Origin of the sequence: Streptomyces albidicamelliae (genome assembly GCF_025642175.1) — a bacterium.
GTDB classification, from domain to species: Bacteria; Actinomycetota; Actinomycetes; order Streptomycetales; family Streptomycetaceae; genus Streptomyces; species Streptomyces albidocamelliae.
The window spans coordinates 1,071,957-1,097,682 of the sequence record NZ_CP106795.1 but is presented as its reverse complement, the minus strand read 5'-3'; the positions used below and the strand labels follow the sequence as shown (position 1 = coordinate 1,097,682).

The following is a 25,726-nucleotide window of genomic DNA, read 5'->3' as shown; positions in this document are numbered from 1 at the left end:
CCGGTCCGCCGGGTCCGGCACCCCGTCGTGCCCGTCCCGATGCCCGCTCGACGGCGGCCGCGCCGCCGTCACGGCAGCTGCTGCGCCCGGGCGATGAGCAGGGCCACGTCGTCGTGGTTGTCGGGGTGGTGCAGCGTCCGCAGGAGGAAGTCGCAGACCTCCTCCAGCGGGCGTTGGGGGCCGTCGAGCAGGGACAGCAGCAGGTCCAGCCGTTCGTCCAGCGAGTGGCGCCGGGTCTCCACCAGACCGTCGGTGTAGAACACCAGCTCGTCGCCGGGCTCGAAGTCGACGGTCACGGTCCTGAAGCCGACCCCGCCCACACCGAGAGGCACCCCGGTGGGCAGGTCGAGCAGTTCCGGCGGGCGGCCGGGCCGGACCCGGGCGGGCGGCAGATGGCCGGCGTTGGCGATCCGGCACTGCCGCAGATGCGGGTCGTGGACGGCGTACACGCAGGTCGCGATGGAGTGGTCCAGGGCCGACGTCGTCTTGTCCAGGTGCTCCAGCAGCTGGGCCGGGTCGAGTTCGAGCGAGGCCAGCGTGGTCGTGGCGGTACGGAGCCGGCCCATGGTCGCCGCCGCGCTGATGCCGCTGCCCATCACGTCGCCCACGACGAGCGCGGTCCGGCCGCCCTCCAGCGGGATCACGTCGAACCAGTCGCCGCCGACCTCGCTGGTGGCGCCCGCCGGCTGGTACCGGGAGGCCACCTCCAGGCCGGTGGTGACCGGTGGATGGCTCGGCAGCAGGCTGCGCTGGAGGGTGAGGGCGGTGTTGCGGGCGTTCTGGTACCAGCGCGCGTTGTCGATCTGGACGGCCGCACGGGACGCCAGCTCCCGCGCCAGCAGCAGGTCGTCCTCGTCGAACGGTGCCGGATTCCGGGTCCGCTTGAGGTCGAGCGCGCCCAGCACCTCGCCGCGCGCGATCAGCGGCACCGCCAGATAGGAGTGCAGGCCCGCGCGGCCCAGCAGCACGGCCGCCTCGGGAGAGCGGGCGATCCGGGGCAGGTCCTCGTCCTTGACCTGGGGCACCAGCACCACCTCGCCCGAGCGCACGCACTCGGTGACCAGACGGTCCGGTGCGTACCGGGCCATGTGGCCGGGCGGATCGGCGGCCCGTACGGCGTCCGAGCCGTCCTCCGGGCGGAGCGCGAAAGCCCGGATCATCGCGGACTCCGAGGGCCCGAGCGTACTGGGCCGGCCCTCCACCACCGCCTCCAGCAGGTCCACGGCCACGACGTCGGCGAGCTCCGGCACGGCCACCTCGGCCAGCTCGCAGGCCGTGCGGTCCAGTTCGAGCGTCGTCCCGATCCGGGCCGAGGCGTCCGCGATCACGGCGAGCCGGCGCCGCGCCCGCTCCGCCTCCACCGAGGCCCGGTACTGCTCCGTGATGTCGGCGAGCGACACCGCCACGCCGAGCACGTTGCCCATGGCGTCCTCGAGCCGGTACAGCGAGTGCGACCAGATGTGGTCCTGGTCGGGATCGGCGGCCGTGCGGCCGACGAGCACGTCGTCGATCGACGGCGTGCCCGTCTCCAGCACCCGCCGCGCGGCGGCCTCCAGCGCCTCGGTCTCCACCAGCGGCAGCACCTCGCGCGGCGTCCTGCCCACGTGCTCGGCGGCCGGCAGCCCGCTGATCCGCTCCAGGGCGGGGTTGACCGAGACGAACCGCAGCCGGATGTCCAGGACGCCGTAGCCGATCGGCGCCTGCTTCACCATCCGCTCGGACAGCGCCACGTCCTGCTCCAGCCGCCGTACCGTCGACTGGTCGGCGGCGAGCCCGAGCGCGTACACGTCGCCGCGGTCGTCCAGCAGCCGCATGTTGCGGAACTCCACCACACGGGTGCTGCCGTCCTTGTGGCGGATCGGGAAACCGCCTGCCCAGCTCTGTCCGGTCCGCATGACGTCGGCGAAGAGCGTGCCGACCAGATCCAGATGCCGCTCGTGGACCATCAGCCGGGCGGCGAACTCGCCGAGCGCCTCCTGCGCGGTGTACCCGAACAATTCCTCCGCCTGCGGGCTCCACAGGACGATGCGGCCGTCGGTGTCCAGCACCACGGAGGCGACGCCCAGCACGTCGAGGAGCCCGCCCGGCCGCATCGCGCCGCGCGCGGGCCCGTCGCCCTCGGCCACCGGAGCCTCGGCTGCACTCATCCCACGCACCGCCTTCGCCCGTCCGCACGGCACGCCGTCCCCCGTGCCGACTCCCCTTGTTCTACCGCGCTCACACCCGACTCTCCGAGGCCTTCGCCGTCCACCTCCACCATCTCTCAACACGACGGCGGACGTCCGCCGAAGTCGCCACGCCGGCGGTGCTCGCGGTGCGGGCCTCCTGCGGAGACCGTACAGGCCGGTTCCGCGGTCCGTGAGAGTTCACGCTCATGTTGCTGCATTGGCCTGTACATGACCACGACGCCACGCCAGACTGTCCGCCGACCGAGTGCCCCACCCCCCCCACGCGCCCGAGGAGTCGGCCATGCCCGCACGCACCCGGCAACGTCGTCACACAGCCCTCGCCGGACTCGTCACCCTCGCCACCGCGGCCGTCCTCTCCCTCGCCGTGTCCCCGCCCGCCACCGCGGCCGGCACCTGGACCGAGACCGGCTCCGACCGCGCCGACCCGCTGACCGAGAGCCAGGGCCTGACCTCGGTGGAGGTGCCGGCGAACAGCCCCAACCGCTACACCGGCATCGGCACCATCCCCCTCGGAGTCTCCAGCCGCGGCTGGAACCACGTCGGCGACCCCGACGCCTCGTACAACGGCTACTACATCGAGCCCTACCAGCGGGACTCCGGCAACTCGAAGATGTACCGCGTGCAGGCGCCCGGCGGCACCTGGTCGGAGTACGTCCACACCCTCGGCCCCGGCGAGGCCCTCAACAACTCCTGGGACGCCGTCTCGCCCGACGGCCAGTGGATGCTCTCGGGGGAGTGGGGCACGATGACCCGGCTGCTGGTCTTCCCGACCCCCGGGATCAACGCCGCCACCTCGCCCTCGGCGAATCTGCCGCAGGTCTCGACGGTCCGCCTGGACCACGCCGTGCGCGACGTCCAGGGCTGCGACTTCGCCGGCCCCACCACCCTGCTGTGCTCCTCCGACGACCCCGAGGGCAGCCTCTTCGGCATCACCAAGCCGCTGCTCCAGATCGACCTGTCGGCCGCGCCGAACGGTTCGTCCGACGTCACCGGCCATGTCACGGCCCTACGGCAGCTGCCGCTGCGCAGCTCCTGCTCGGGCGGTTTCGAGGCGGAGGGCATCGACTACGACCGGCGGACGGGCATCCTGCGCGTGATCGTGGTGTCGCCGGGCTTCTGCGTGCTGACCGACAGCAAGACGTACAAGTTCTCACGCGGCTGAGGTGTGCTCCCGGGATCGTGGTGCTTTCCTGGGGATGGACGCGGTTAGGCGGGGTACCCCGTTCCACCGCAGCGCGGCCACGAGAGGAGCGATCAATGGCAGACACGGAGCGGTCGCATCCGGAAACGGTCACGGTGGAGATCAGCGGCTCCAAGGAAGACGCCCGGCTCGTCTTCGAGGCCCTGAGGTCCTGCTTCGCGTCCGACCGGGGCGCCGACGAGGATCCGCAGCAGCTCCACGAGACCCGTCCGATGGTGTGGCTCGGAACGTACGACGTCGCGGACAGCCGTGAACACGGGTGTCCGCCGGTCCACCTCGGCTCGTCCGTCCAGGCGGACGTCCAGGGCGGCTACTGGGCCGTCGACCGGTTCCGCACCACCCTCGACTCGATGTTCACCGTCGAGGAGACCTGCGCGGCCTCCGGCGACCAGGAGAGGGACCTGCACCTGCGCCTGGAAAGCCGCTGACCCCACAGGTCCGTACGACGCCCACGCCCCGGTCCGGCCCACCGCCGGCCGGGGCGTCGGCGTGCCGTGCCGTGGCCGGCGTCCGGCGGGGAGTGGTCCGAGTCACCTCCACGTGGTTGTGCAACTAGTTGCATAAAGAGTCGGGGTTCCTCTACAACAAGAGGCGACGACACCGCGCACGGAGGGCCCCATGAGCCGTTACCCCCACCTGACGACCCCGCTCGACCTGGGCTTCACCACGCTGCCCAACCGCGTGCTCATGGGGTCCATGCACGTCGGCCTGGAAGAGGCCGAGCGCGGATTCGAGCGGATGGCGGCCTTCTACGCGGCACGCGCGCGCGGCGGCGTCGGCCTCATCGTCACCGGTGGCATCGCGCCCAACGACGAGGGCCGGCCCTATGAGGGCGGCGCCAAGCTCACCACCGAGGACGAGGCCGCGCAGCACCGCACCGTCACCGAGGCCGTGCACCGCGAGGGCGGCCGGATCGCCATGCAGATCCTGCACTTCGGGCGGTACGCCTACCACCAGGACCTGGTCGCCCCGAGCGCGCTCCAGGCGCCCATCAGCCCCTTCGTGCCGCGCGAGCTGTCCGACGCGGACGTCGAGCGGACCATCGACGACTACGCGCGCGCCGCCCGTCTCGCCCGGCAGGCCGGCTACGACGGCGTGGAGATCATGGGCTCCGAGGGCTACCTCATCAACGAGTTCATCGCCGCCCAGACCAACCGGCGCGAGGACCGCTGGGGCGGCTCGTACGAGAACCGCATGCGGTTCCCCGTGGAGATCGTCAAGCGGGTCCGCGAGGCCGTGGGCGAGGACTTCATCATCATCTACCGGCTGTCCATGCTGGACCTCGTGCCGGGCGGCTCCTCCCTGGCGGAGGTCGTCACCCTGGCCAAGGAGATCGAGGCCGCCGGCGCCACGATCATCAACACCGGCATCGGCTGGCACGAGGCCCGCATCCCCACCATCGCCACCTCCGTGCCGCGCGGCGCCTACGCCTGGGTCACCAAGAAGCTCATGGGCGAGGTCTCCGTGCCGCTCGTGACCACCAACCGCATCAACACCCCCGAACTGGCCGAGGAACTGCTGGCCGACGGCTACGCGGACATGGTGTCGATGGCCCGCCCGATGCTCGCCGACCCCGACTTCGTCGCCAAGGCCGCCGCCGGGACGCCCGAGGCCATCAACACCTGCATCGGCTGCAACCAGGCCTGCCTGGACCACACGTTCAACCTCCAGATCACCTCCTGCCTGGTCAACCCGCGCGCCTGCCACGAGACCGAGCTGGTGCTCGCCCCGACGCGGCTGAAGAAGCGCGTCGCCGTCGTCGGCGCCGGCCCCGCCGGCCTCGCCTGCGCGGTCTCCGCCGCCGAACGCGGCCACGCCGTCACCCTCTTCGACGCCGCCAACGAGGTCGGCGGCCAGCTCAACGTGGCCCGCAAGGTCCCGGGCAAGCAGGAGTTCGACGAGACGCTGCGCTACTTCCGCCACCAGCTGGACGCCCACGGCGTCGACGTACGCCTCGGCACCTGGGTCACCCCGGAGACCGTCGCCGATTTCGACGAGGTCGTCGTCGCCACCGGCGTCACCCCGCGCACCCCGGACATCCCCGGCACCGACCACCCCCGGGTCGTCGGCTACCTCGACGTGCTGCAGGGCGGCGCCCCCGTGGGCGACCGCGTGGCGATCCTCGGCGCGGGCGGCATCGGCTTCGACGTCGCCGAGTACCTCACCGACGGCGGCGACAAGGCGAGCGAGTCCCCGGAGACGTACTTCCGCCACTGGGGCGTCGACATGGACTACCGGGCGCCGGGCGGCCTCGCCGCGCCGCAGCGGCCGGCCCCGCCGCGCACCGTCCACCTGCTCCAGCGCAAGACCACCAAGGTCGGCGCCGGACTCGGCAAGACCACCGGCTGGATCCACCGCGCCGAGCTGAAGCACCGAGGCGTGACCATGGTCCCGGGCGTGCGCTACGACCGCATCGACGACGCCGGCCTGCACATCACCGTCGGTGACGAGAGCACGGTGCTGGAGGTCGACACCGTCGTGCTGTGCACCGGCCAGGACCCGCGCCGCGACCTGTTCGACGAGCTGGTCGCCGCCGGGCGCAGCGCCCATCTGATCGGCGGCGCGGACGTCGCGGCCGAGCTGGACGCCAAGCGGGCCATCAAGCAGGGCACGGAGCTGGCGGCGGCGCTCTAGGTCCGCGAGTGACGTCCCTAGGATGAGCCCATGTCACTCCCGCACGCGATCCTCACCGCCCTGCTGGAAAAGCCGTCGTCGGGACTGGAGCTGACCCGCCGCTTCGACAAGTCGATCGGCTACTTCTGGTCCGCGACGCACCAGCAGATCTATCGCGAGCTGGGGAGGCTGGAGGCCGAGGGGCTCATCCGCACCCTGCCGTCCCCGCAGCCGGCCCGGGGGCAGAAGAAGAGCTACGAGGTGCTGCCGGCGGGCCGTGCGGAACTGGCCCGCTGGACCGCCGCGGCCCAGGACCCGAAGCCGCTGCGGGACTCGCTCCTGCTGCGGCTGCGGGCGGCGGCCGTGGTCGGCACGGCGGGTCTGGAGGACGACCTGCGCCGTCATCTGGAGCTGCACCGGCGGCAGTTGGCCGAGTACCGGGAGATCGAGAGGCGGGACTTCCCGCCGGACCGCGACGCCCCGCAGGACCGGATCCGTCATCTCGTCCTGCGGGCGGGCATCGACCTGGAGACGTTCTGGACGAGGTGGCTCGCCGACGCCCTGACGGACCTCACCGGTCCGGACGGCCCCGGCGAACTCCCGGACGACGTACCGGCGCCCGCCGGGCCGCCGGAGAACTGACGCGTTCCACGGGCCGGTTCGACGGCCGCCGGCCGGCGGGACGGCCGACGCCGGACGGCCGGCGGTGGTCGAACCGGCCCGCCGTCGGGACGGTGCCGGTGTCTCAGAGGCGGTACGGCTTGGAGCGGCGGCGCAGGAACCAGGCCGTCGCGACGACACCCCCGCCGACCAGCGCCCCGCCGACCCCCAGGGTCAGCGGGCCGTAGTCGCGGGCGCGCGCCCAGGCCGCCCGCGACACCGCGGGAGGGGGCCGCCGTCGCCGTCGACGCGGTCGTCGGCGGCCTCGCGGCGGAGGAGACGATCACCGACTGGCTGCCCGCGGTGCTGCCGCTGGAGCAGACCACCACCACGGTGTAGGTCCCGGGGCTCACGCCCGACCAGGCGGCGGACTGGCTGATGGTGGTGCCCGCCAGGGCCACTTGACGGCCCTGCGAGAAGCTCGCCTGGCTGCTGGTGAGCAGCGCGGCGTTGCCCCAGCTGCCGTTGATCTGCGAGCAGGCGCTGGTGACCACCGAGACCGTGGTCCCGGTGGTGCTGACCGAGATGCCCGAGGCGGCGGCGGACGGCCCGGCGATCGCGGCCGGGAGGGTGGCGGCGGCCGCCAGGGTCAGGCCGGCACGGAGGAGGTGACGCGTTTTGTCCATGGGCTTAGGCCTCCCGGCGGCACGGTTGGCGGTACGTCCCATGCGCCGCCGAGGGTCGGGAAACGCCCGTGCTGCCTCCACCGCAGCCAACGCGGTCCCGGACCCGGCCGCACTCGGGAGGCGCCCGGTCAGGTGACGGGTTCCTACGTCCGGCGCAAGACGACACGCCGTGCGGGTGCGCCCGTCAGCCGCCCGTGGTCACCGTCCGTTCCGCCGAGTAGCCGCCCCAGGTCCCGTCCGGCAGCCGCGCCCGCAGCCGCACCCGGTGCGACTCCCCGGCGGCCCGGCCCAGGTAGAAGCTGTACGTCGCCCGGCCGCGCGGTGGATCACCGCCCCAGACCAGCGAGGTGGCCGCGGCACCGTCGAGCCGGACGCCGTACTCGGTGATCACACCGTCCGTGCGCGGCGGTTCCCAGGACAGATCGAGGTAGTAGGCCCCGCCGGCCCGGTGGGTCCTGGCCGTGAACGCGGTGGGCGCGGTGCCCCGGCCGTCGTCCGTGCCGGGGGTCCGCAGGCGGACCGCGGCGCTCGCGGCGGAGAGGTTGCCGGCGGCGTCCCGCGCCCGCACCGTGAACGCGTAACCGGTGCCGGGACGCAGCCCGGTGACCACGGTCGCGGTCTGGTTCCCGCCGACACTGTGGATCTTCGCCCGGCCCTGGAAGACGTCGTACGACATCACGCCCCGGTCGTCCCGGGACGCACCCCAGGACAGCTGCACCGCGCGGCTGCCCACGGCGCGCCCGGCGGCCGCCCGCGGCCTGGTCGGCGCCGAGCGGTCCGCCGCCACCCTGGCCGGTGTCCGTGCCCGCGCCGCCCGGCTGGGCGGGCCGAGCCGCCCCCGCGTGTCACGGGCCCGCACGGTGAACGCGTACAGGGTGGACGGCCTGAGCCTGGTGACGTCCACCATGTGCTGCGCACCCGGCACTTCCTTCACCTTCGTGGCGCCGCGATACACCTCGTAGAGACGGATCCCGGGGCCCGACGAGACGGCGTTCCACATCACGTGCACGCTGTCGGCGCTGCCCGCCGCCGCGGTGACCCCGGCCGGTGCGCCGGGGGCCCGGCCCTCGTCGTCCTCCGGGGAGCGGTTCCAGCCGCAGGCCGCGACGAGCAGCAGGACCACGCAGACCAGTACGGGCGGAAGAGGAACGCGGCGCACGGCTCTGCCTCCCCGGGGGCGGTGGTGTGGGCGGCACGGCAAAGGTCCGGACCAATATGACCCCGCCGGTGCGACGGCGGCAAGAGGGGGGGCGTCGATGGGCGTGCAAGTCGCCGTTCTCAGGGGTTTCTTGCCGGCCCCCGGGCGGGGTTACGTATGCTGAACCCGCCTGTACGGCTGAACTGCCCGTGAATTCAGGGAAGTTCATGCCTGTGGCGCGGACACGCTGTCGTCGCCGAACCCGCGCCGACACGGGCGGCCGAGGGATCCGGGCTTATCATCTGCCCGGATCCCCGGCCCCTGTTGTCCACTCCGCCCCGATTCGACCCGTTTTGGCGTCGGCTTCGCGCGGTGTCCCCTCACGGGGTGTCAGAAGCGTGCTCCATCCGGCCCCTTCGGTGCTGCCGTGACGGCCCGCTGCTCGCGGGCACCCCACAGTGGGCTGGTCTTCCCCCGTGTCCCCGAGGAGAGGGTCCCCCATCGTGCGTGTGCGTGTCCCTTCGCTGACGCTGGCCGCGGCCGGCGCCGCCCTGCTGTCCCCGGCATCGCTGCCCGTCCCGGCAGCCGCCGTCCCGGCCCGGGAGGAGCCGGTGGTCCACAGTGAGAGCAAGGTCGCCGCCGCCGACCTGCTGGCCCGGCTGGGGTCGTGCTCCCAGGTCTCCCGGGGCCGCTACCGCACCGACGCCGACAGCGCCGCGAAGGTGCCCGTCTGCGGTACGCGGGACGCCGTGTACTGGAAGGCCGACCTGGACATCGACTGCGACGGGCGGCCCACCGCCCGCTGCAACCGCCGCACCGACCCGATGTTCGCCGCCACCACGGCCTTCCAGCAGTCCGACGGACGCCACCTGAAGGCCGAGACCCTGCCCTACATCGTCGTCCCGCCCCCCAGCCGCATCTGGAACCACCGCGCCTCCGGCGTGAAGGGCGGGTCGGTCGCCGCCGTCGTGTACCGGGGGCACGTGCAGTACGCCGTCGTCGGCGACACCGGACCGCGCGACATCATCGGCGAGGCCTCCTACGCCACCGCCCGGGGCCTCGGCATCCGGGCCGACCCGCGTGACGGCGGGGCGGCCTCCGGCGTCACCTACATCGTGTTCCGCGACTCCCGGCTGCGGCACATCGAGGACCACGCCGCGGCGGTGGCCGCGGGCCGGAAGCTGACCGCCCGCCTCATGGCGAACCTCGTGGCGAAGAAGTAAAGGGCCGCGCCGGCAGGCCCGTCGACGGCCCCGGTGCGCGGTGGAGGCGGCCGCCACGGAGGCGTCCCGCGCCGGGGAGCGGCCGCCATGACGCGGGGGCGGCCCTCCGCGGCGGTGCCGGGCCGCGCCCCTCGCACGGCGCGGAGGCCGGGCCCGCCGTCGAGGAGGCCGCTCCGCGCCGCACCCGGCGCCGGGCGGCCCGCGATCGCCCTCGCACCCGCGCCGGCCGTCCTCCGCACGCCCCGGCGGGTGTCACACCTTGCGGTAGCCGTACGCCTCCGTGGCCGCCGCCTCCACCGCGGCCAGGTCGGCACCCGTGGCCGCGGTGACCACCGCGGCCACCGCGCCCTCCAGGAACGGGGCGTCCACCAGCCGCGTGCCGTCCGGCAGTTCGTCGCCCTCGGCGAGCAGCGCCTTCACGGTCAGCACGGCACTGCCCAGATCCGTGAGCACCGCGACCCCGGCACCCCGGTCAACGGCGGCCGCCGCCGCGGCGATCAGTTCGGCACTGGTGCCCAGATCGCCGCCCTCCGTGCCGCCCGCGGGCATGACCGGCACCGAAGCGGCCCCGCCCGCCAGTCCCTTGGCGAGCTCGGCCACCGAGGCGGCGACCTGCGCGCTGTGCGACACCAACACGATCCCTACCCGCTTGTCGTCGCTCAACGCTCAGCCCTCCACCCCGGTGGCCGCCTCCTCGAGCGCGGCGATCAGCAGCGCGGAGGAGGTCGCCCCGGGATCCTGGTGGCCGATGCTGCGCTCGCCGAGATAGCTCGCCCGGCCCTTGCGCGCCTGGAGCGGTGTGGTGGCCACCGCGCCCTCCTCGGCGGCGGCCCGCGCCGCGGCGAAACCCTCCCCGAGGGCGTCCACGGCCGGCACCAGCGCGTCCAGCATCGTCTTGTCGCCGGGAGCCGCCCCGCCCAGGGCCATCACCCCCTCCACGCCCGCGCGCAGCGCCTCGGCCAGCGCGGCCCGGTCGACCTCGGCGCCCTCCCCGAGCGCCTTGCCCGTACGGCGCAGCAGGGTGCCGTACAACGGACCGGACGCGCCGCCGACCGTCGAGATCAACTGCCGCCCGGCGACGGTCAGGACGGCTCCGGGGGTGTCCGGCGCCTCCTTCTCCAGGGTGGCGGCCACGGCGCGGAACCCGCGCTGCAGATTGCTGCCGTGGTCGGCGTCCCCGATGGCCGAGTCGAGGGCGGTGAGCCGTTCCGCCTCGCGGTCGACGGACGCGGCGGCCACCATCATCCAACGGCGGAAGAAGTCGGCGTCGAGCACTGGATCTCCTTGCGTGGTAGGGCTGTTGACCGGTGCGCTGACCGGCGTGCCGGGGAAGACGACCGCCTCGTCCGCGCTCACATCCCCCAGCGCAGCGCCGGGGTCCGCACCGGCGCGTCCCACAGCCGCAGCAGTTCCTCGTCGGCCTGGCACAGCGTGACCGAGGCGCCCGCCATGTCCAGGGAGGTGACGTAGTTGCCGACGAGCGTGCGGGCCACGGCGACCCCGCGCTCGCGCAGCACCCGCTGCACCTCGGCGTTGAACCCGAACAGCTCCAGCAGCGGGGTCGCGCCCATGCCGTTGACCAGGACCAGCACCGGACTGCGCGGAGGCATGTCCTCCAGGATCGCGTTCACCGCGAAGTCGGCGATCTCCCCGGAGGTCATCATCGGCCGCCGCTCCCGGCCCGGTTCGCCGTGGATGCCGATGCCCAACTCCAGCTCCCCGTCGGGCAGATCGAAGGTCGGACTGCCCTTGGCGGGGGTCGTGCAGGCACTGAGCGCGACACCGAAGCTGCGGGAGTTCTCGTTCACCTGGCGGCCGACGGCCTCCACCTGCTCCAGCGGCCGGCCCTCCGCGGCGGCGGCCCCGGCGATCTTCTCCACGAACAGCGTGGCGCCGGTGCCGCGCCGGCCGGCCGTGTACAGGCTGTCGGTGACGGCCACGTCGTCGTTGACGAGCACCTTGGCGACCTGGATGCCCTCGTCCTCGGCGAGCTCGGCCGCCATGTCGAAGTTGAGCACGTCGCCGGTGTAGTTCTTGACGATGAACAGCACCCCGGCGCCGCTGTCCACGGCCGCCGCGGCACGGGCCATCTGGTCCGGCACCGGCGAGGTGAAGACCTCTCCGGGGCAGGCGGCGGACAGCATGCCGTGGCCGACGAACCCGCCGTGCAGCGGCTCGTGCCCCGATCCGCCGCCCGACACGAGGCCGACCTGCCCGGCCACGGGTGCGTCCCGCCGGACGATCACCCGGTTCTCCACGTCGACCGTCAGGTCGGGATACGCGGCCGCCATCCCGCGCAGCGCGTCCGCCACGACGGTCTCCGGCACGTTGATCAGCATCCTCATCGGTATCTCCTAGTGAGCCTTGCTTGTGGGCTGCGTGGTCCGACGTCGGGCCGAGTTCGCCGATAGGGCTAATGGCAGTATCGACCTTGCACCAGTCGTGGTCACGTGCAAGCGCCCGTCGTCACGGTGCGCGACGGGCGGGGCGCCGAGGCCGCCCCGCGGCCGACCCCCCGCGCTACACACCGTGAGGAGAGCCGGGGGCGCGTGCGACCCGGCATCGGCCGGGCCGCGCGGGGAACCCGAGGGGCCGGGGCACGGACCCGCCGGGGGGCCGGAGGAGGTGCCGCAGCCGTGGACGAGTGGGAGATGTGGGACATGCACGACGAGACGCGGCTGTCGCCGCGCGAACGCATCACGCTGCTGCAGATAGAGGCGGACCTGCGCAAGGACCGCCGGTTCACGCGCCGCATGGCCGTGGTGCGCCGCCCCGGGCGACGCGAGATCTGGCTGCCGGTGTCGGCGCTCCTGCTCGGCGCCGCGTCGGTGTTCGTGGCCGTCATGGGCATCCGTACGTCCGACACCGCGCTGCTGTGGTGCTTCGCGCTGCTGTGGCCGCTGACCCTCTTCCAGGCGTTCCGTCTGCTGTGCCGCGCGGCCGGCCGCGGCCCTCGTGCGAGCCACCGGACCACGCCCTGGCTCTGAGCCGGACTCCGCGACCGGACCTGTCCTACCTGCCCCGTCCGGCCCGCCCCTGCCTTCCTGCCCCCCGTGCGCGTGACACACGGAAAGCCTGCGTGACGCCCAGAAGGTCTCCGTGACACACGGAAAGCCTCCCGGTACCCGCCGCCCCGAGGGCTCGCTGGTGCCGGGAGGCCGGTCTCTCCCCCCGCGTGCGGCGGCCGGAGCCGCCGCGCTCGGCTTCCCCCTCCGCCCGCGCCTCAGCTCTCCTTGCCCCGGCCCGAGAGCGCGTCACGCATCCGGTCGACCAGCCCCGCGCCCGGCGCCAGCAGCTTGTTGGCCGGGGGAGTGTCGGGCGCCGACGGGTGCGGCCGGGTGGGGGCCATCTTCTTCGCCCGGCGTACCTTGTCGCCGAGGTCCATCAGCGCGTCGGGGGGACAGGCCTTCTGCAGCTGCGGGAAGAGGTTCTGCTCCTCGTCCGCCACATGGGACCTGATCTCGCTCATCAGCTGCGCCATGAGCGAGTCGAACCGGGGGTCGTCCGCCTGACAGCCTTCGAGATCCTTCATGATCTGCTCGGCCTTGGCGTGGTCCTCCAGCTCCTTGTCGGCCAGGGCGTCCCCACCCGTGATGTGCTCACGCACCGCCGGGTAGAGGTAGGCCTCCTCCGCGACCGAGTGGCGCACCAGCTCGATCGTGACCTGGTCGGCGATGTCCTTGCGCTCCTTGGCGCCGGACGGGATGGCCTCGATGCGGGCGAACATCTCGTCGACCTCGCGGTGATCGGTCGTCAGCTCCTGGATGACGTTTCCGCCGTGACCCATGTCGTTACCTCCTGCGAGAATCGCGGCGGCCGTGACCGGCCGGCCGTCGCCGCGCCGAGTGCCCCCGCCCCGCCGCGTTACACGGCCACAGGGCCCGCTCGGGCCCCCTGGACGCCCAGAACCACCCGTCCGGCCCGCTCGCCGCGCCGTGGGGAGGAACCGGGGCACGGCCGAGGCGCGGACGACGGTCCGCCCTGGGACCGGCGGGGTCCGGCGGGGTCCGGCGACCGGGGCCGTACCGCCTGGCGGGGGGCCGACGGCTCTGGGCCCCGCCACCCCCGGCACCTCCGCCGCGCGAGGTTCCTCCCGCCGTGATACCGGCTCCTCGAAGTCGCGCGAGCAGCCCCTGTTCCGGACAATAGGGGTCAACGTGTGAACCCAACCGGCAGGGGAACCCTGCCTGCCGGTGCCGTCCAGCCAGTGGCGGCCGACCAGGGCGGTCCTCCGGATCAGCGGGGACCCGGGCCCTGTCCTCTGTTCCCCCCTCGGGCCGGCGACCGGCCCGCGGACGCGGCGCGCGCCGAAACTCCCAGGCAGGAGCGTTTCCAGCGGCGCGGGCGACGCGCACGACGCGGACGAAGGAATAGCCCTCATGACTGGTGACACACCTTTCTCCTGGCGGCGCGCCCTCGTGACCGGCGGCGCCGGCTTCCTCGGCTCCCACTTGTGCGAACGGCTGCTGGATTCGAACGTCGAAGTCGACTGCGCCGACAACCTGGCCTGCGGACGCCGCGAGAACGTCGCACACCTTGAGGACCGGCCCGGCTTCCGGTACGTGCACTGCGACGTCTCCGGCCCCGACTGCCCGCGGGAGCTGCCCGGTCCCTACGACCTGGTGCTCCACTTCGCCTGCCCGGCCTCACCCGCCGACTACCTGCGCCTGCCCCTGGAGACCCTGGACGTCGGCAGCCTGGGCACGCGCAACGCCCTGGCCGTCGCCGAACGCGACGGCGCCCGCTTCCTGCTCGCCTCCACCTCCGAGGTCTACGGCGACCCGCTCGTGCACCCGCAGCACGAGGGCTACTGGGGCAACGTGAACCCGGTCGGCCCGCGCAGCGTGTACGACGAGTCCAAGCGGTTCGCCGAGGCCCTGGTCACCGCCCACGCGGGCACCAGGGGGACGGACGCCGGGATCGTGCGGCTGTTCAACACATACGGCCCGCGCATGCGCGCCCACGACGGCCGGGCCGTGCCCACGTTCATCAGCCAGGCCCTGGCCGGCGAACCCCTCACGGTCACCGGCGACGGCAGCCAGACCCGCTCGCTGTGCTACGTGGACGACACGGTCGACGGCATCCTGCGGGTCGCCGAGAGCCGCTCCGTGCGCCCGGTGAACATTGGCGGCAGCGACGAGATCACCGTCGCCGAACTGGCCCGCCGGGTGGTCGCCCTCGCCGGCTCCCGTTCGCCCATCGCGTTCGTCGACCGCCCCGTCGACGACCCCGGCCGGCGCCGCCCCGACACCACGCTCGCCCGCCAACTCCTCGGCTGGTCGCCCCAAATCCCGTGGGAGGAGGGCCTGAAGCAGACCATCGCCTACTTCGCGGCCCTGCCGCCGCGGGCCCTCCGGCCGGGGGGAGACAGCGCCCCGCGGCAGACCTGACCGCCCCCGCCCACCGTCGTACTGGAGACAGCGCATGCACGTCCTCGGTGTCAACGCACTCTTCCACGATCCCGCAGCGGCCCTGATCACGGACGGCAGGGTCGTGGCGGCGGCGGAGGAGGAGCGGTTCTCCCGCCGCAAGCACGGCAAGCGGCCCGTGCCCTTCTCCGCCTGGGAACTGCCCGAGCAGGCGGCCCGCTGGTGCCTGGAGCACGCCGGCCTCACCCCGTCCGACCTGGACGCTGTCGCCTACTCCTACGACCCCGCCCTCGCCCGCCCCGCCGACCGGATGGGGCTCGACGACCCGTGGGACCACCTGCGCCAGGAGTACGCCCGCCGGGCCCCCGCCTTCCTCGCGGAGGCCCTGCCCGGACTGGACCCGGCCAAGGTCCGCTTCGTACCGCACCACGTGGCGCACGCCGCCTCCGCCGGACCGGTCTCGCCGTATCCCGACTGCGCCGTCCTCGTCCTCGACGGCCGCGGCGAGTGCGGCTCCCACCTGGCCGGCCGCTACACCAACCGGGAACTGACCGTCCTCGGCGCCCAGGAACTGCCCGACTCCCTCGGCCTCTTCTACGAGGACCTCACCCAGCACCTCGGATTCCTGCGCAGCAGCGACGAGTTCAAGGTCATGGCACTCGCCTCGTACGGCACCCCGCGCTTCGCCGGCCGGCTGCGGGAGTACGTCCGGGCCGACGACCGGGGCGGCTTCCGGGCCCGCCCGGTCCCCTGGGCCGACCTCGTGCCGCCACGCCCGGCGGGGGGCGCCTGGCACCAGGACCACGCCGACCTCGCGGCCAGCGCCCAGCTGTGCCTGGAGGAGACCGTGCTCGCCCTCGCCCGGTGGCTGCGCGAGCACACCGGCGAGGACGCGCTCACCATGGCCGGCGGCGTCGCGCTGAACTGCGTGGCCAACACCCGGCTGTGGCGGGAGAGCGGCTTCCGGCACATCTGGGTGCAGCCGGCCGCCGGGGACGCCGGCACCGCCCTCGGCGCGGCCGCGCACGTCGCCGGCCGCAAGGACACGCTCGAACCGATGCCGACCGCGGCGCTCGGCCGCGGCTGGAGCGACAGCGAACTGCGCGACCGGCTGGAGCGGGCGGCCGTACCGTACGAGGAACCCGCGGACGTCGCCGAGACGGCCGCCGAGGCCCTGGCCGCCGACGGCATCGTGGCCTGGTTCCAGGGCCGCGGCGAGTACGGGCCCCGTGCCCTCGGCCACCGCTCCCTGCTCGCCCACCCCGGCCGGGCGGAGAACGTGGAACGCCTCAACGCGGTCAAGGGCCGCGAGGAGTTCCGGCCCGTCGCCCCGATGGTGCTCGCGGAGCGGGCGGCCGAGCTGTTCGACGGACCGCTGCCCAGCCCGCACATGCTCTTCGTGCACGACGTGGCCGCCGACTGGAGGGCCCGCGTCCCGGCCGTCGTCCACGTCGACGGCACGGCCCGCATCCAGACCGTGGACCGGGCCGAGGAACCGCTCGTGGCCCGCATGATCGACGCCTTCGAACGGCGCACCGGACTGCCCGTGGTGGTCAACACCAGCCTCAACACCGCCGGACGCCCCATGGTCGACGACCCCCGGGACGCCCTGGAGTGCTTCGGCTCGGCACCCGTGGACCTGCTGGTGCTCGGCCCGTTCGCGATCCGCCGTGGAAGGGCCTACGCATGACCGACGCTCCCGCCTACACCGTCGTCGTCCCCACGATCGGGCGCCCCTGCCTCGCCGAGTGCCTGCGCGCCCTCGCCGCGGCCGACGACCACGCCCCGCACGAGGTGATCGTCGTGGACGACCGGCCCGAACCGGACGGCGACCTGCCGCTGCGGTCCGCCGGACCGCTCCTCGACCGGGTCCGGACCCTGCGCACCTGCGGCAAGGGGCCGGCCGCCGCCCGCAACGCCGGCTGGCGGACCGTCCGTACACCGTGGACGGTCTTCCTGGACGACGACGTCCAGGTGCTGCCCGACTGGTCCCGGCTGCTCGCCGACGACCTGCGGGAAGCCGGCGAGGACGTCGGCGGCATCCAGGGGCGGCTGCGTGTCCCGCTGCCCCCCGACCGCCGGCCCACCGACTGGGAACGCCACACCAAGGGCCTGGAGAACGCGGCCTGGGCCACCGCCGACATGGCCTACCGCACCCGGGCGCTGACCCGGGCCGGCGGCTTCGACGAACGCTTCCCGCGGGCCTTCCGTGAGGACGCCGACCTCGCCCTGCGCATGCAGCGGGCGGGCTGGTCCCTGATCCGGGGCAGGCGCGTCACCCGGCACCCGGTCCGCGCCGCCCACTGGTGGGCCTCGCTGCCCGCCCAGCGCGGCAACGCCGACGACGCCCTGATGAACCGGCTGCACGGCCGCGACTGGTGGGACCGAGCCCAGGCACCCCGCGGCCGGTTCCGCCGGCACCTGCTGGTCACCGGCGCGGCGCTCGCCGCCGCGTCCTGCGCCCTGACCGGCCGGCGCCGCGCCGCGGCCGCCTGCGCCGCGCTGTGGACGCTGGGCACCGCCGAGTTCGCCCTCGCCCGCATCCTGCCCGGCCCGCGGACCGCCCGCGAGATCACGGGGATGCTCGGCACCAGCGTGCTCATCCCGCCCCTCGCCGTGCGGCACTGGCTGCGCGGAGTGGTCCGTCACCGGCACGCCGAGCCCCTCGGGGGTGCCGGATGACGAACGTGTCCGCCGTCCTGTTCGACCGCGACGGCACCCTCGTCGCGGACGTGCCGTACAACGGCGAACCCGGCCGGGTCCGGCTGCTGCCGGGCGCCGCCGAGGCCGTCGCCCTGGCGCGGTCGCACGGCCTGGCCACCGGGGTGGTCAGCAACCAGTCCGGGATCGGGCGCGGGCTGCTCACCACCGAGCAGGTGCTCCGCGTCAACCGGCGTGCCGACGCGCTCCTGGGCGGTCTGGACGCCTGGGTGTTCTGCCCGCACGCCCCGGACGCCGGCTGCGGGTGCCGCAAACCCCGGCCCGGCCTGGTCCTCGCGGCCGCCGCCCGGCTGCACGTCGCACCCGCCGCGTGCGTGGTGATCGGGGACATCGCCGCCGACGTCCTGGCCGCCCACGCGGCCGGCGCCCGGGGCTGCTGGTCCCGAACGCGGTCACGGCGCCCGAAGAGGTGGCACGTTTCGCCGATCTGGCCGCCCCGGACCTGCCCACGGCGGTACGCCGAGTCCTGGACCGGTGGCACCGCCCGGCGCCGGAACCCGGCCGCCGGGACGGCGCTCGTCCGGCGGCGGTCGCGCGCACGCACCGCCCGGCCGCCCCACTCGCCCACGGCACGCCGGCCGCCCCGGCCGGACGGCGGTCGTCGTGAGAGCCCTGGTCGTGCGCCTCGACAGCTTCGGCGACGTGCTGCTCGCCGGCCCCGCCGTGCGCGCCGTCGCCGCCCGCTCCGCGCACGTCGCCCTGCTGTGCGGCCCGCGTGGCGCGGACGCCGCCCGGCTGCTGCCCGGCGTCGACGAGGTGCTCGTCTGGGAGTCGCCCTGGGAGGGCTTCGACCCGCCCCCGGTCACCAGGGCGGACATCGACGCACTCCTCGGCCGGCTGCGCACCGGGTCCTACGACACCGCCCTGATCCTCACCTCGTTCCACCAGAGCCCCCTGCCCACCGCACTGCTGCTGCGGCTCGCGGGCATCGGGCGCATCGGCGCCGACAGCGTCGACCACCCCGGGCGGCTGCTGGACGTGCGCCACCACAGGGCGGCGGACCGGCACGAGGTGGAGGCGGCGCTCGACACGGCAGCCGCCCTCGGCTTCCCGGCACCGGCCGGGGACGACGGGCGGCCGCGGACCCTGCCGCCGCCCGACACCGCCGCACTCACCGGCCCCGGCCCCTACGTGGTCCTGCACCCCGGGGCCAGCGCCCCCGCCCGTGCCTGGAGCCCCGACCGCTGCGAGGAGGCCGTCGCGCTGCTCGCCGACGCCGGGCACCGCGTGGTCGTCACCGGCGGCCCGGACGAGACCGCCCTCACCCGGCGGGTCAGCGGGCGCGTGGCCGTCGACCTCGGCGGCCGGACCGGCGCGCGCACCCTGGCCGGGGTCCTGCACGCGGCCGACGTCGTGGTCAGTGCCAACACCGGCCCCGCCCATCTCGCCGCCGCGGTCGGCACCCCCGTGGTGTCGCTGTTCGCGCCGGTGGTCCCGGCCGCGCGCTGGGCGCCGTACGGCGTCCCGGTCATCCTGCTCGGCGACCAGTCGGCGCCGTGCGCGGGCACCCGGGCCCGCACCTGCCCGGTGCCCGGCCACCCCTGTCTGGACGAGGTCACCGGACAGGACGTGGTGCGCGCCGTCCACAAGCTCATCCAGGAGCGGCCCTCATGAACATCCTCGTCTGGCACGTGCACGGCTCCTGGCTCACCGCCTTCGTGCAGGGCCCGCACACCTATCTGGTCCCGGTCACCGGCGACCGCGGGCCCGACGGCCTCGGCCGCGCCGTGACCTGGGACTGGCCGCTGACCGTGCGGGAGCGGACCCCGGAGGAACTCCGGTACGCCGACATCGACCTGATGGTCCTTCAGCGGCCGCACGAGCCCGAACTCGCCCGGCGCTGGACCGGCCGAAGGCCCGGCGTCGACGTGCCCGCCGTGTACGTCGAGCACAACAGCCCCGACGCGTCGCCCGAGCGGCAACGGCACCCGCTGGCCGGGCAGTCCGCGATCCCGGTCGTCCACGTCACCCACTTCAACCGGCTGATGTGGGACAACGGCCGGGCGCCGACCGAGGTCGTCGAGCACGGCGTCATCGACCCCGGCCCGCTGTGGACCGGCACCGAACGGCGCGCCGCCGTCGTCGTCAACGAACCCGTGCGCAGGGGCCGTACCACCGGCACCGACCTGCTGCCCCGGTTCGCCCGGTCCGCGCCCCTGGACGTCTTCGGGATGCGCACCGAAGGACTCGCCGGCCACCTCGGCCTGCCGCCCGAGCGCTGCCGCACCCGCGACCTGCCCCAGCACGCACTCCACCGCGAGATGGCCAGGTGCCGCGTCTACCTGCACCCCGTGCGCTGGACCTCGCTCGGCCTGTCCCTGCTGGAGGCGATGTTCCTCGGCATGCCGGTGGTCGCCCTGGACACCACGGAGGTCCGGGAGGCCGTCCCCGACGGTGCCGGGGTGGTCTCGAACCGCCTCGACGTACTGGAGGACGCCCTCCGGCTGTACCTCGCCGATCCCGAACAGGCCCGGCGCACGGGCGGGACCGCCCGGGCCGCGGCACAGGCCCGCTACGGAGAGCGGCGCTTCCTGGACGACTGGGAGCGCCTGATCAAGGAGGTCACCCGATGAGCCGTACCCCGCACACGGCCGGGCGCGTCGCCATGGTCTCCGAGCACGCCAGCCCCCTGGCCGCGCTCGGCGGACCGGACGCGGGCGGCCAGAACGTGTACGTGGCACAGGTCGCCAGGCAACTCGCGAGAAAGGGCTACCGGGTCACGGTGTACACCCGGCGGGACTCGGCGGGCCTGCCGGACCGGATGACCCTCATCGACGGGGTGCAGGTGGTGCACGTGCCCGCCGGGCCGCCCGCGCCCGTCCCCAAGGACGAACTCCTGCCGCACATGGCCGAGTTCGGTGAATTCCTGGCCCGCCAGTGGTCGCTTGGCCCGCCCGACGTCGTGCACTCCCACTTCTGGATGTCCGGCCTGGCCGCCCTGGCGGGCGCCCGCGGCCTCGGCATCCCCGTCGTGCAGACGTACCACGCGCTGGGGACCGTGAAGAAGCGCTACCAGGGCACCGCCGACACCAGCCCGGCCGAACGGCTCGCGATCGAGGAGGCCGTCGGCCACGACTGCGCCCGCATCATCGCCACGTGCAGCGACGAGGTGGCCGAACTCAAGGCGATGGGGCTGCCGGAGGACCGGATCAGCATCGTGCCGTGCGGTGTCGACCCCGACCAGTTCACCCCGTCCGCCGGCACCCGGCTGCCCGGCGCGCGCCGCCGGCTGCTGTCCGTCGGCCGCCTCGTGCCCCGCAAGGGCTTCGACCGGGCCATCCGCGCCCTCGCGGGCGTCCCCGACGCCGAACTCCTCATCGCGGGCGGCCCCGAGGCCGACCTGCTCGGCACCGAGCCCGAGGCCGCGCGCCTCTACGCCGTCGCCGGCGAACACGGGGTCGCCGACCGGGTGACCCTGCTCGGCGGGGTCGGCCGGGCCCGCATGCCGCGGCTGATGGCCGGCGCCGACCTCGTCCTTTCCTTGCCCCTGTACGAGCCGTTCGGCATCGTCCCGCTGGAGGCCATGGCCTGCGCGACCCCGGTCGTGGCCACGGCGGTGGGCGGCCAGCTCGACACGGTCGTGGACGGCTCCACGGGTGTCCTCGTCCCCGCCGACGACGACTACGACCTCGGCGCGGTCGTCCGCTGCCTGCTCGCCGACCCCGACCGGCTCGCCCGCTACGGAGCCGCCGGCCGCGAACGGGTCCTCGCCCACTACACCTGGGACCGCGTGGCCGACGGGGTGGCGGGTGTGTACGGCGAGGTGTCCCCGATCCGCTCGCTCTCGGGAGTCGTCCGATGAAGACCGTCACCGGCACCACCCACTGCGACGACCTGGCGAAGGCACTGGAGACGTTCCGCTGGAGCGGTCCGCTCATCGCACGCTGGGGCACCGAACTCGCCCGGCGCCTCGGCGGCGGCTCCCGGCTGCTGGTGGCGGGCAACGGCGGCAGCGCGGCGCAGGCACAGCACCTGACGGCCGAACTCGTCGGCCGCTACCGGGACGACCGGCCGCCGTTCTCCGCGGTCGCCCTGCACGCCGACACCTCCTCCACCACGGCGATCGCCAACGACTACGGCGTCCAGGAGGTGTTCGCCCGCCAGACCGCCGCCCACGGCCGCCCGGGAGACGTGCTCCTGCTGCTGTCCACCAGCGGGGCGAGCGCCAACCTGCTGGCCGCCGCCGAGCGCGGCCGCCGGCTCGGCATGGCCGTGTGGGCACTGACCGGACGGGCCCCCAACCCCTTGCAGCTCGGCGCGGACGAGGCGCTGTGCGTGGACGCACCCGTCGCGGCCACCGTGCAGGAACTGCACCTGGTGGCCGTGCACATGCTCTGCGAGGCCTTCGACGAGGCGGTCGGCCGGGGCGAGGCCGACCGGGCCGAGGCCGGTCGGGTGGACGCCGGGCGGGCCGGCACGGCCGCGGACGACCTCCCCGGCTCCGCCGGCCGGCCGGAAGCCGATGACCCGCCAGGTGTGGACGGCGCGCCCTGCCCGGACGGAAAGCCGGGTGTCGTCGGCCGGCTCGTGGGCCGGGCCCGCACCGTCGGCCGGGCCGCGCCCCACCGGCCCGCGGCCCCCGGGAAGGGACACGTATGAACACCCCGCGCACGCCCCTGGTCGTCGTGGGCGACGCCCTGCTCGACCACGATCTGTGCGGCCGGGCCGACCGGCTGGCCCCGGACGCGCCCGTGCCGGTGGTGCACGGCACCCGGCGCAGCTCCCGCCCGGGCGGCGCGGCCCTCGCCGCCTGCCTCGCCGCCTCGGACGGCCGTCCCGTCACCCTCGTCACCGCGCTCGGGGCCGACCCGGCCAGCGACACCCTGCGCGAACTGCTGTCGGGCCGGGTCACGCTGGTGGAAGTACCCCTGGAAGGCGCGCTGAGCAGCAAGACGCGCGTCCTCGCCGGCGACCGGCCACTGTTGCGCCTGGACGACGGCGACGGACGCGCCCGCGAGACGACCGGCCCCGCCGTGGCCGCCGTGACCGGGGCCGAAGGCGTCCTGGTTGCGGACTACGGCCGCGGCACCGCCGACGTCCTGCGGGCGGCCCTGACCACCGCGGCCGCCGAGGCGCCCGTCGTCTGGGACCCCCATGTGCGGGGCCGGGCGCCCGTCCCCGGCGTCCGCCTGGCCACCCCCTCGGCGCAGGAGGCCCGCGCCTTCGCCCGCCGGCTGGAGGACGGCCGGGACTCCGACGAGCAGGCCGGGCTGCGCACCGCCGCGCGGGACGCCCGGACCCTCGTCCAGGGGTGGCGGGCCCGGGCCGTCGCCGTGACCCTCGGCGAGCGCGGCGCGCTGCTCTCCCACGGCGAGACGCCGTTGCTCGTGCCGACCCCGGCGGCCGCCGCCGGCGATCCGTGCGGAGCGGGCGACCGGTTCGCGGCGACCGCCGCCGCACTGCTCGCGGACGGCGCCCTGACCGAGGCCGCCGTGCAGGAGGCCGTGCACGCGGCGACCCGCTACGTCGCGGAGGGCGGCGCCCGGGCGCTGGCGGTACGGGAACAGGCCGACGCACCCGAACACCTCCCGGCCGACGGCGACACCACGGCGGACGCCGTGCGCACGGCCGCCCGGGTCCGGGCGGCGGGCGGCACCCTGGTCGCCGCGGGCGGCTGCTTCGACCTGCTGCACGCCGGTCATGTGGCCCTGCTGCAGGCCGCCCGCCGGGCCGGCGACTGCCTGATCGTCTGCGTCAACTCCGACGACTCGGTGCGCCGCCGCAAGGGCGGCGGCCGGCCGCTCGTCCCGGTCGCCGACCGGGTCCGGGTGCTGCGCGCCCTGGAGTGCGTGGACGCGGTGGCCGTCTTCGACGACGACACCCCGGAACGCCTCCTCGGCGAACTGCGCCCGCACATCTGGGCCAAGGGCGGCGACTACGCCCGCACCCGGCTGCCCGAGCAGCCCCTCGTGGAGAGCTGGGGCGGCCAGGTCCTCCTGCTGCCCTACCTCGACGGTCGCTCCACCACCGGCCTCGCCCGCCGCGCGGCCCGGTCCCCAGCACCCGCCACGGAACCGGGGCGGTGAGTCGCGGTGTCCGCCGGGGGATCGGTGGGGTGAGCTTCGGTGTCCGCTGGGGGATCGGGGCGGTGAGTCGCGGTGTCCGCCGGGGGATCGGTGCGGTGAGCTTCGGTGTTCGCCGAGGGACCGGGGCGGTGAGTCACGGTGTCCGCTGCGGGACCGGCGCGGTGAGCTTCGGTGTCCGCCGGGGGATCGGGGCGGTGAGCTTCGGTGTTCGCCGAGGGACCGGGGCGGTGAGTCACGGTGTCCGCTGCGGGACCGGCGCGGTGAGCTTCGGTGTCCGCCGGGGGATCGGGGCGGTGAGCTTCGGTGTTCGCCGAGGGACCGGGGCGGTGAGTCACGGTGTCCGCTGCGGGACCGGCGCGGTGAGCTTCGGCGTCCGCCACGGGACCGGCGCGACGAGCCACCGTACCCGCGGGCCGGCTCGGGCGCCCGCGCGCAGCGGCGGCCGGCCGCGGCGACCGGCACCCCGGATCGTCCCGCGGATCGGGGTACCCGGGCGCCGCCACCACCCCGCCCCGGCATCCACACCTACCGGAGGTCCGACCCGGTGACCCGATCCCCGCGCCCCCCGACCGTCCTGGTGCTGCGCGCGCTGGGGCTCGGTGACCTGCTGGCCGGAGTGCCCGCGCTGCGCGGTGTCCGCCGTGCCTTCCCCGGCCACCGGGTCGTCCTCGCCCAGCCGGCGGGCCTCGCCGAACTCGCCCAGGCCACCGGCGCGGTCGACGCCGTGTTCCCGGCCGAGGCGCCGGGCCGTGCGGTGCCCTCACTCGCCCACTGGGCCGCACCCGCACCGGACGTTGCGATCGACCTGCACGGCAACGGTCCCGAGAGCCGCGACGCGCTCGCCGCCCTGCGCCCGCGCCGACTGCTCGCCCACGCCTGCCCGGACGGGCCGCCGTGGCGCGGGCACGCCAACGAACGGGACCGCTGGTGCGCCTTCCTGCACGCCTACGGCATCCCGGCCGACCCCCTGGACCTGCTGCTGCCGCCTCCCACCGCGCCGTCCCCGGCGCCGGGCGCGGTGGTCGTGCACCCAGGGGCCGCCTCGGGCGCGCGCCGCTGGCCGGGGAGCGGTACGCGGCCGTCGTACGGTGCCTGCGCGCCGCCGGACACCATGTGGTGCTCACCGGCGGTCCCGGCGAGGAGGCCCTCGTGCACTCGGTCGCCGAGCGCAGCGGTCAGCCCGCCCGCGACGTGCTGACCGGCGGCCTGCCCTTCGCGGAACTGTCCGCCCTGGTCGCGGGCGCGTCCTTGGTGCTCAGCGGCGACACCGGCCTCGCCCATCTCGCGGTGGCCCACGGCACGCGCTCGGTCACCCTGTTCGGACCGGTCTCCCCGCGGCTGTGGGGCCCGCCCCCGGGACCGCGCCACCTGGCCCTGTGGAAGCCCGGCCCGCCCGGCGACCCGCACGGCCGCACCCCGACGCCCGCCTGCTGCGCCTGCGCACCGGCGAGGTCGCCGCGGCCTGCCTCATGCTGCTTCGGCCGGTCCGCGCCGAAGCCCGACGGCCCGGACCGCAGATCGCACACGCCCACTGAGCAGGCCGCCGCACCGGCCGTTCCGCTCCGGAGGGGGCCCGTGGGCCGGCGGCGTGCGGCGCGGACCAGAGGTCAAGCACGCCCAGTGAGCAGGTCATGGGTCGCATGCGCCGTCCCGCTGCGGAGGGCGGCCCGTGCGTCAGCAGCTCGCGGCGGGGACCGCAAACCGCGCCCGCCCACCGAGCAGGCCGGCGCCCCGGCCGCTCCGCTCAGGAGGGGGCCCGGCCGGCAGAGCCGCCCTCGGTTCGGACCGAAGGTCGCGCGCCCGCTGGGCACGCCGGTGCCCCTATCCGCCGTCCCGCTTCGGAGGGATCCGTCTGGCGGCCACCCGCGGCCCGGGCCGGCGATCGCGCACGCCCACTGAGCGGGCGTGCCCCCGCATCTGGCGTCCCGCTCCGGAGGGATCCGTCTGGCGGCACCCGCGG

The 25,726-nt window shown here is 75.1% G+C and carries 22 protein-coding genes and 2 pseudogenes; 17 read left to right on the top strand and 7 right to left on the bottom strand.

Annotated elements, in window-relative coordinates; all coding sequences use genetic code 11:
• Window positions 1–68: 68 nt before the first annotated feature.
• Entirely contained in the window at window positions 69–2,147 is a 2,079-nt protein-coding gene (locus tag N8I86_RS05265) for a SpoIIE family protein phosphatase (protein WP_263277230.1), read from the bottom strand.
• Window positions 2,148–2,469: 322 nt separating this feature from the next.
• Between N8I86_RS05265 and N8I86_RS05260 the strand changes: the two genes are divergently transcribed.
• The 4 genes from N8I86_RS05260 to N8I86_RS05245 all read left to right on the top strand — a co-directional run bounded on the left by N8I86_RS05260 (window position 2,470) and on the right by N8I86_RS05245 (window position 6,645).
• Entirely contained in the window at window positions 2,470–3,351 is an 882-nt protein-coding gene (locus N8I86_RS05260; protein ID WP_123438835.1) for a hypothetical protein, read from the top strand.
• Between the two features lie 95 nt (window positions 3,352–3,446).
• Window positions 3,447–3,818 (top strand): hypothetical protein, encoded by a 372-nt coding sequence (locus N8I86_RS05255; RefSeq protein WP_073894623.1) that lies wholly within the window; start codon window positions 3,447–3,449, stop codon window positions 3,816–3,818.
• A 190-nt stretch (window positions 3,819–4,008) separates the two neighbouring features.
• Window positions 4,009–6,024: an NADPH-dependent 2,4-dienoyl-CoA reductase gene (locus N8I86_RS05250; RefSeq protein ID WP_073894621.1), complete on the top strand. Its 2,016-nt coding sequence runs from the start codon at window positions 4,009–4,011 to the stop codon at window positions 6,022–6,024.
• A gap of 30 nt (window positions 6,025–6,054) precedes the next feature.
• Complete coding sequence (locus tag N8I86_RS05245) at window positions 6,055–6,645, top strand: PadR family transcriptional regulator (protein WP_263277229.1); 591 nt, start codon at window positions 6,055–6,057, stop codon at window positions 6,643–6,645.
• A gap of 103 nt (window positions 6,646–6,748) precedes the next feature.
• On the opposite strand, the pseudogene N8I86_RS05240 reads toward N8I86_RS05245, so the two are convergent.
• Window positions 6,749–7,289 (bottom strand): annotated as a pseudogene (locus N8I86_RS05240) (hypothetical protein).
• Window positions 7,290–7,473: 184 nt separating this feature from the next.
• A complete protein-coding gene (locus N8I86_RS05235) occupies window positions 7,474–8,448 on the bottom strand; it encodes a fibronectin type III domain-containing protein (RefSeq protein ID WP_263277228.1) in 975 nt (324 codons plus the stop codon).
• A 488-nt stretch (window positions 8,449–8,936) separates the two neighbouring features.
• Between N8I86_RS05235 and N8I86_RS05230 the strand changes: the two genes are divergently transcribed.
• Window positions 8,937–9,650: a glycoside hydrolase family 75 protein gene (locus tag N8I86_RS05230; RefSeq protein ID WP_123438838.1), complete on the top strand. Its 714-nt coding sequence runs from the start codon at window positions 8,937–8,939 to the stop codon at window positions 9,648–9,650.
• Between the two features lie 252 nt (window positions 9,651–9,902).
• On the opposite strand, the gene N8I86_RS05225 is transcribed toward N8I86_RS05230, so the two are convergent.
• The 3 genes from N8I86_RS05225 to dhaK all read right to left on the bottom strand — a co-directional run bounded on the left by N8I86_RS05225 (window position 9,903) and on the right by dhaK (window position 11,995).
• The gene (locus N8I86_RS05225) at window positions 9,903–10,313 is read right to left on the bottom strand and encodes a PTS-dependent dihydroxyacetone kinase phosphotransferase subunit DhaM (protein WP_073894613.1); all 411 of its coding nucleotides are present in this window, start codon (window positions 10,311–10,313) and stop codon (window positions 9,903–9,905) included.
• Window positions 10,314–10,316: 3 nt separating this feature from the next.
• Window positions 10,317–10,925 (bottom strand): dihydroxyacetone kinase subunit DhaL, encoded by a 609-nt coding sequence (gene dhaL, locus N8I86_RS05220; protein ID WP_263280068.1) that lies wholly within the window; start codon window positions 10,923–10,925, stop codon window positions 10,317–10,319.
• Window positions 10,926–11,002: 77 nt separating this feature from the next.
• Window positions 11,003–11,995: a dihydroxyacetone kinase subunit DhaK gene (gene dhaK / locus N8I86_RS05215; protein ID WP_073894608.1), complete on the bottom strand. Its 993-nt coding sequence runs from the start codon at window positions 11,993–11,995 to the stop codon at window positions 11,003–11,005.
• 291 nt (window positions 11,996–12,286) lie between these two features.
• Between dhaK and N8I86_RS05210 the strand changes: the two genes are divergently transcribed.
• Complete coding sequence (locus N8I86_RS05210) at window positions 12,287–12,637, top strand: DUF3040 domain-containing protein (RefSeq protein WP_073894606.1); 351 nt, start codon at window positions 12,287–12,289, stop codon at window positions 12,635–12,637.
• A gap of 236 nt (window positions 12,638–12,873) precedes the next feature.
• Here the strand turns inward: N8I86_RS05210 and N8I86_RS05205 are convergent, their stop codons facing one another.
• Window positions 12,874–13,437 carry a hemerythrin domain-containing protein gene (locus N8I86_RS05205; RefSeq protein ID WP_073894604.1) on the bottom strand — a complete coding sequence of 188 codons (564 nt, stop codon included), beginning with the start codon at window positions 13,435–13,437 and terminating at the stop codon, window positions 12,874–12,876.
• Between the two features lie 592 nt (window positions 13,438–14,029).
• Here N8I86_RS05205 and N8I86_RS05200 point away from each other — a divergent pair.
• The 11 genes and pseudogenes from N8I86_RS05200 (at window position 14,030) to N8I86_RS39225 (ending at window position 25,665) form a co-directional block, all read left to right on the top strand.
• On the top strand, window positions 14,030–15,040 hold the full coding sequence (locus tag N8I86_RS05200) for an NAD-dependent epimerase/dehydratase family protein (RefSeq protein ID WP_263277227.1): 1,011 nt from the start codon (window positions 14,030–14,032) through the stop codon (window positions 15,038–15,040).
• Between the two features lie 34 nt (window positions 15,041–15,074).
• Complete coding sequence (locus N8I86_RS05195; protein WP_073894600.1) at window positions 15,075–16,709, top strand: carbamoyltransferase family protein; 1,635 nt, start codon at window positions 15,075–15,077, stop codon at window positions 16,707–16,709.
• Window positions 16,706–17,701, top strand: coding sequence for a glycosyltransferase family 2 protein (locus N8I86_RS05190; protein WP_073894598.1), 996 nt, complete (start codon window positions 16,706–16,708; stop codon window positions 17,699–17,701). Before N8I86_RS05195 ends, N8I86_RS05190 begins: the two co-directional genes overlap by 4 nt.
• A pseudogene (locus N8I86_RS39235) lies at window positions 17,698–18,087 on the top strand (D-glycero-alpha-D-manno-heptose-1,7-bisphosphate 7-phosphatase); the annotation flags it as partial. The gene N8I86_RS05190 and the pseudogene N8I86_RS39235, both read left to right, overlap by 4 nt.
• A gap of 256 nt (window positions 18,088–18,343) precedes the next feature.
• Window positions 18,344–19,354, top strand: coding sequence for a glycosyltransferase family 9 protein (locus tag N8I86_RS05180; protein WP_263277226.1), 1,011 nt, complete (start codon window positions 18,344–18,346; stop codon window positions 19,352–19,354).
• Window positions 19,351–20,313, top strand: a complete 963-nt coding sequence (locus N8I86_RS05175) for a glycosyltransferase (RefSeq protein WP_263277225.1) — start codon at window positions 19,351–19,353, stop codon at window positions 20,311–20,313. The genes N8I86_RS05180 and N8I86_RS05175 overlap by 4 nt, the downstream gene beginning before the upstream one ends.
• Entirely contained in the window at window positions 20,310–21,542 is a 1,233-nt protein-coding gene (locus tag N8I86_RS05170; protein ID WP_123438844.1) for a glycosyltransferase, read from the top strand. The genes N8I86_RS05175 and N8I86_RS05170 overlap by 4 nt, the downstream gene beginning before the upstream one ends.
• Window positions 21,539–22,339 (top strand): D-sedoheptulose-7-phosphate isomerase, encoded by an 801-nt coding sequence (locus tag N8I86_RS05165; RefSeq protein ID WP_263277224.1) that lies wholly within the window; start codon window positions 21,539–21,541, stop codon window positions 22,337–22,339. Before N8I86_RS05170 ends, N8I86_RS05165 begins: the two co-directional genes overlap by 4 nt.
• Entirely contained in the window at window positions 22,336–23,766 is a 1,431-nt protein-coding gene (locus tag N8I86_RS05160; protein ID WP_263277223.1) for a PfkB family carbohydrate kinase, read from the top strand. Before N8I86_RS05165 ends, N8I86_RS05160 begins: the two co-directional genes overlap by 4 nt.
• Before the next feature lie 544 nt (window positions 23,767–24,310).
• Complete coding sequence (locus N8I86_RS39230) at window positions 24,311–24,964, top strand: glycosyltransferase family 9 protein (RefSeq protein ID WP_404830781.1); 654 nt, start codon at window positions 24,311–24,313, stop codon at window positions 24,962–24,964.
• Window positions 24,880–25,665: a glycosyltransferase family 9 protein gene (locus N8I86_RS39225; protein ID WP_404830780.1), complete on the top strand. Its 786-nt coding sequence runs from the start codon at window positions 24,880–24,882 to the stop codon at window positions 25,663–25,665. Before N8I86_RS39230 ends, N8I86_RS39225 begins: the two co-directional genes overlap by 85 nt.
• Window positions 25,666–25,726: the final 61 nt, after the last annotated feature.

Bases quoted from the DNA above. Each gene is read 5' to 3' on its own strand.
- N8I86_RS05165 (WP_263277224.1), top strand. From the start codon at position 21,539: ATGAAGACCGTCACCGGCACCACCCACTGCGACGACCTGGCGAAGGCA.
- N8I86_RS05255 (WP_073894623.1), top strand. From the start codon at position 3,447: ATGGCAGACACGGAGCGGTCGCATCCGGAAACGGTCACGGTGGAGATC.
- dhaK (WP_073894608.1), bottom strand. From the start codon at position 11,995: ATGAGGATGCTGATCAACGTGCCGGAGACCGTCGTGGCGGACGCGCTG.
- N8I86_RS05160 (WP_263277223.1), top strand. From the start codon at position 22,336: ATGAACACCCCGCGCACGCCCCTGGTCGTCGTGGGCGACGCCCTGCTC.
- N8I86_RS05265 (WP_263277230.1), bottom strand. From the start codon at position 2,147: ATGAGTGCAGCCGAGGCTCCGGTGGCCGAGGGCGACGGGCCCGCGCGC.
- N8I86_RS05205 (WP_073894604.1), bottom strand. From the start codon at position 13,437: ATGGGTCACGGCGGAAACGTCATCCAGGAGCTGACGACCGATCACCGC.
- N8I86_RS05190 (WP_073894598.1), top strand. From the start codon at position 16,706: ATGACCGACGCTCCCGCCTACACCGTCGTCGTCCCCACGATCGGGCGC.
- N8I86_RS05200 (WP_263277227.1), top strand. From the start codon at position 14,030: ATGACTGGTGACACACCTTTCTCCTGGCGGCGCGCCCTCGTGACCGGC.
- N8I86_RS05195 (WP_073894600.1), top strand. From the start codon at position 15,075: ATGCACGTCCTCGGTGTCAACGCACTCTTCCACGATCCCGCAGCGGCC.
- N8I86_RS05250 (WP_073894621.1), top strand. From the start codon at position 4,009: ATGAGCCGTTACCCCCACCTGACGACCCCGCTCGACCTGGGCTTCACC.
- N8I86_RS05260 (WP_123438835.1), top strand. From the start codon at position 2,470: ATGCCCGCACGCACCCGGCAACGTCGTCACACAGCCCTCGCCGGACTC.
- N8I86_RS05175 (WP_263277225.1), top strand. From the start codon at position 19,351: ATGAACATCCTCGTCTGGCACGTGCACGGCTCCTGGCTCACCGCCTTC.
- N8I86_RS05245 (WP_263277229.1), top strand. From the start codon at position 6,055: ATGTCACTCCCGCACGCGATCCTCACCGCCCTGCTGGAAAAGCCGTCG.
- N8I86_RS05170 (WP_123438844.1), top strand. From the start codon at position 20,310: ATGAGCCGTACCCCGCACACGGCCGGGCGCGTCGCCATGGTCTCCGAG.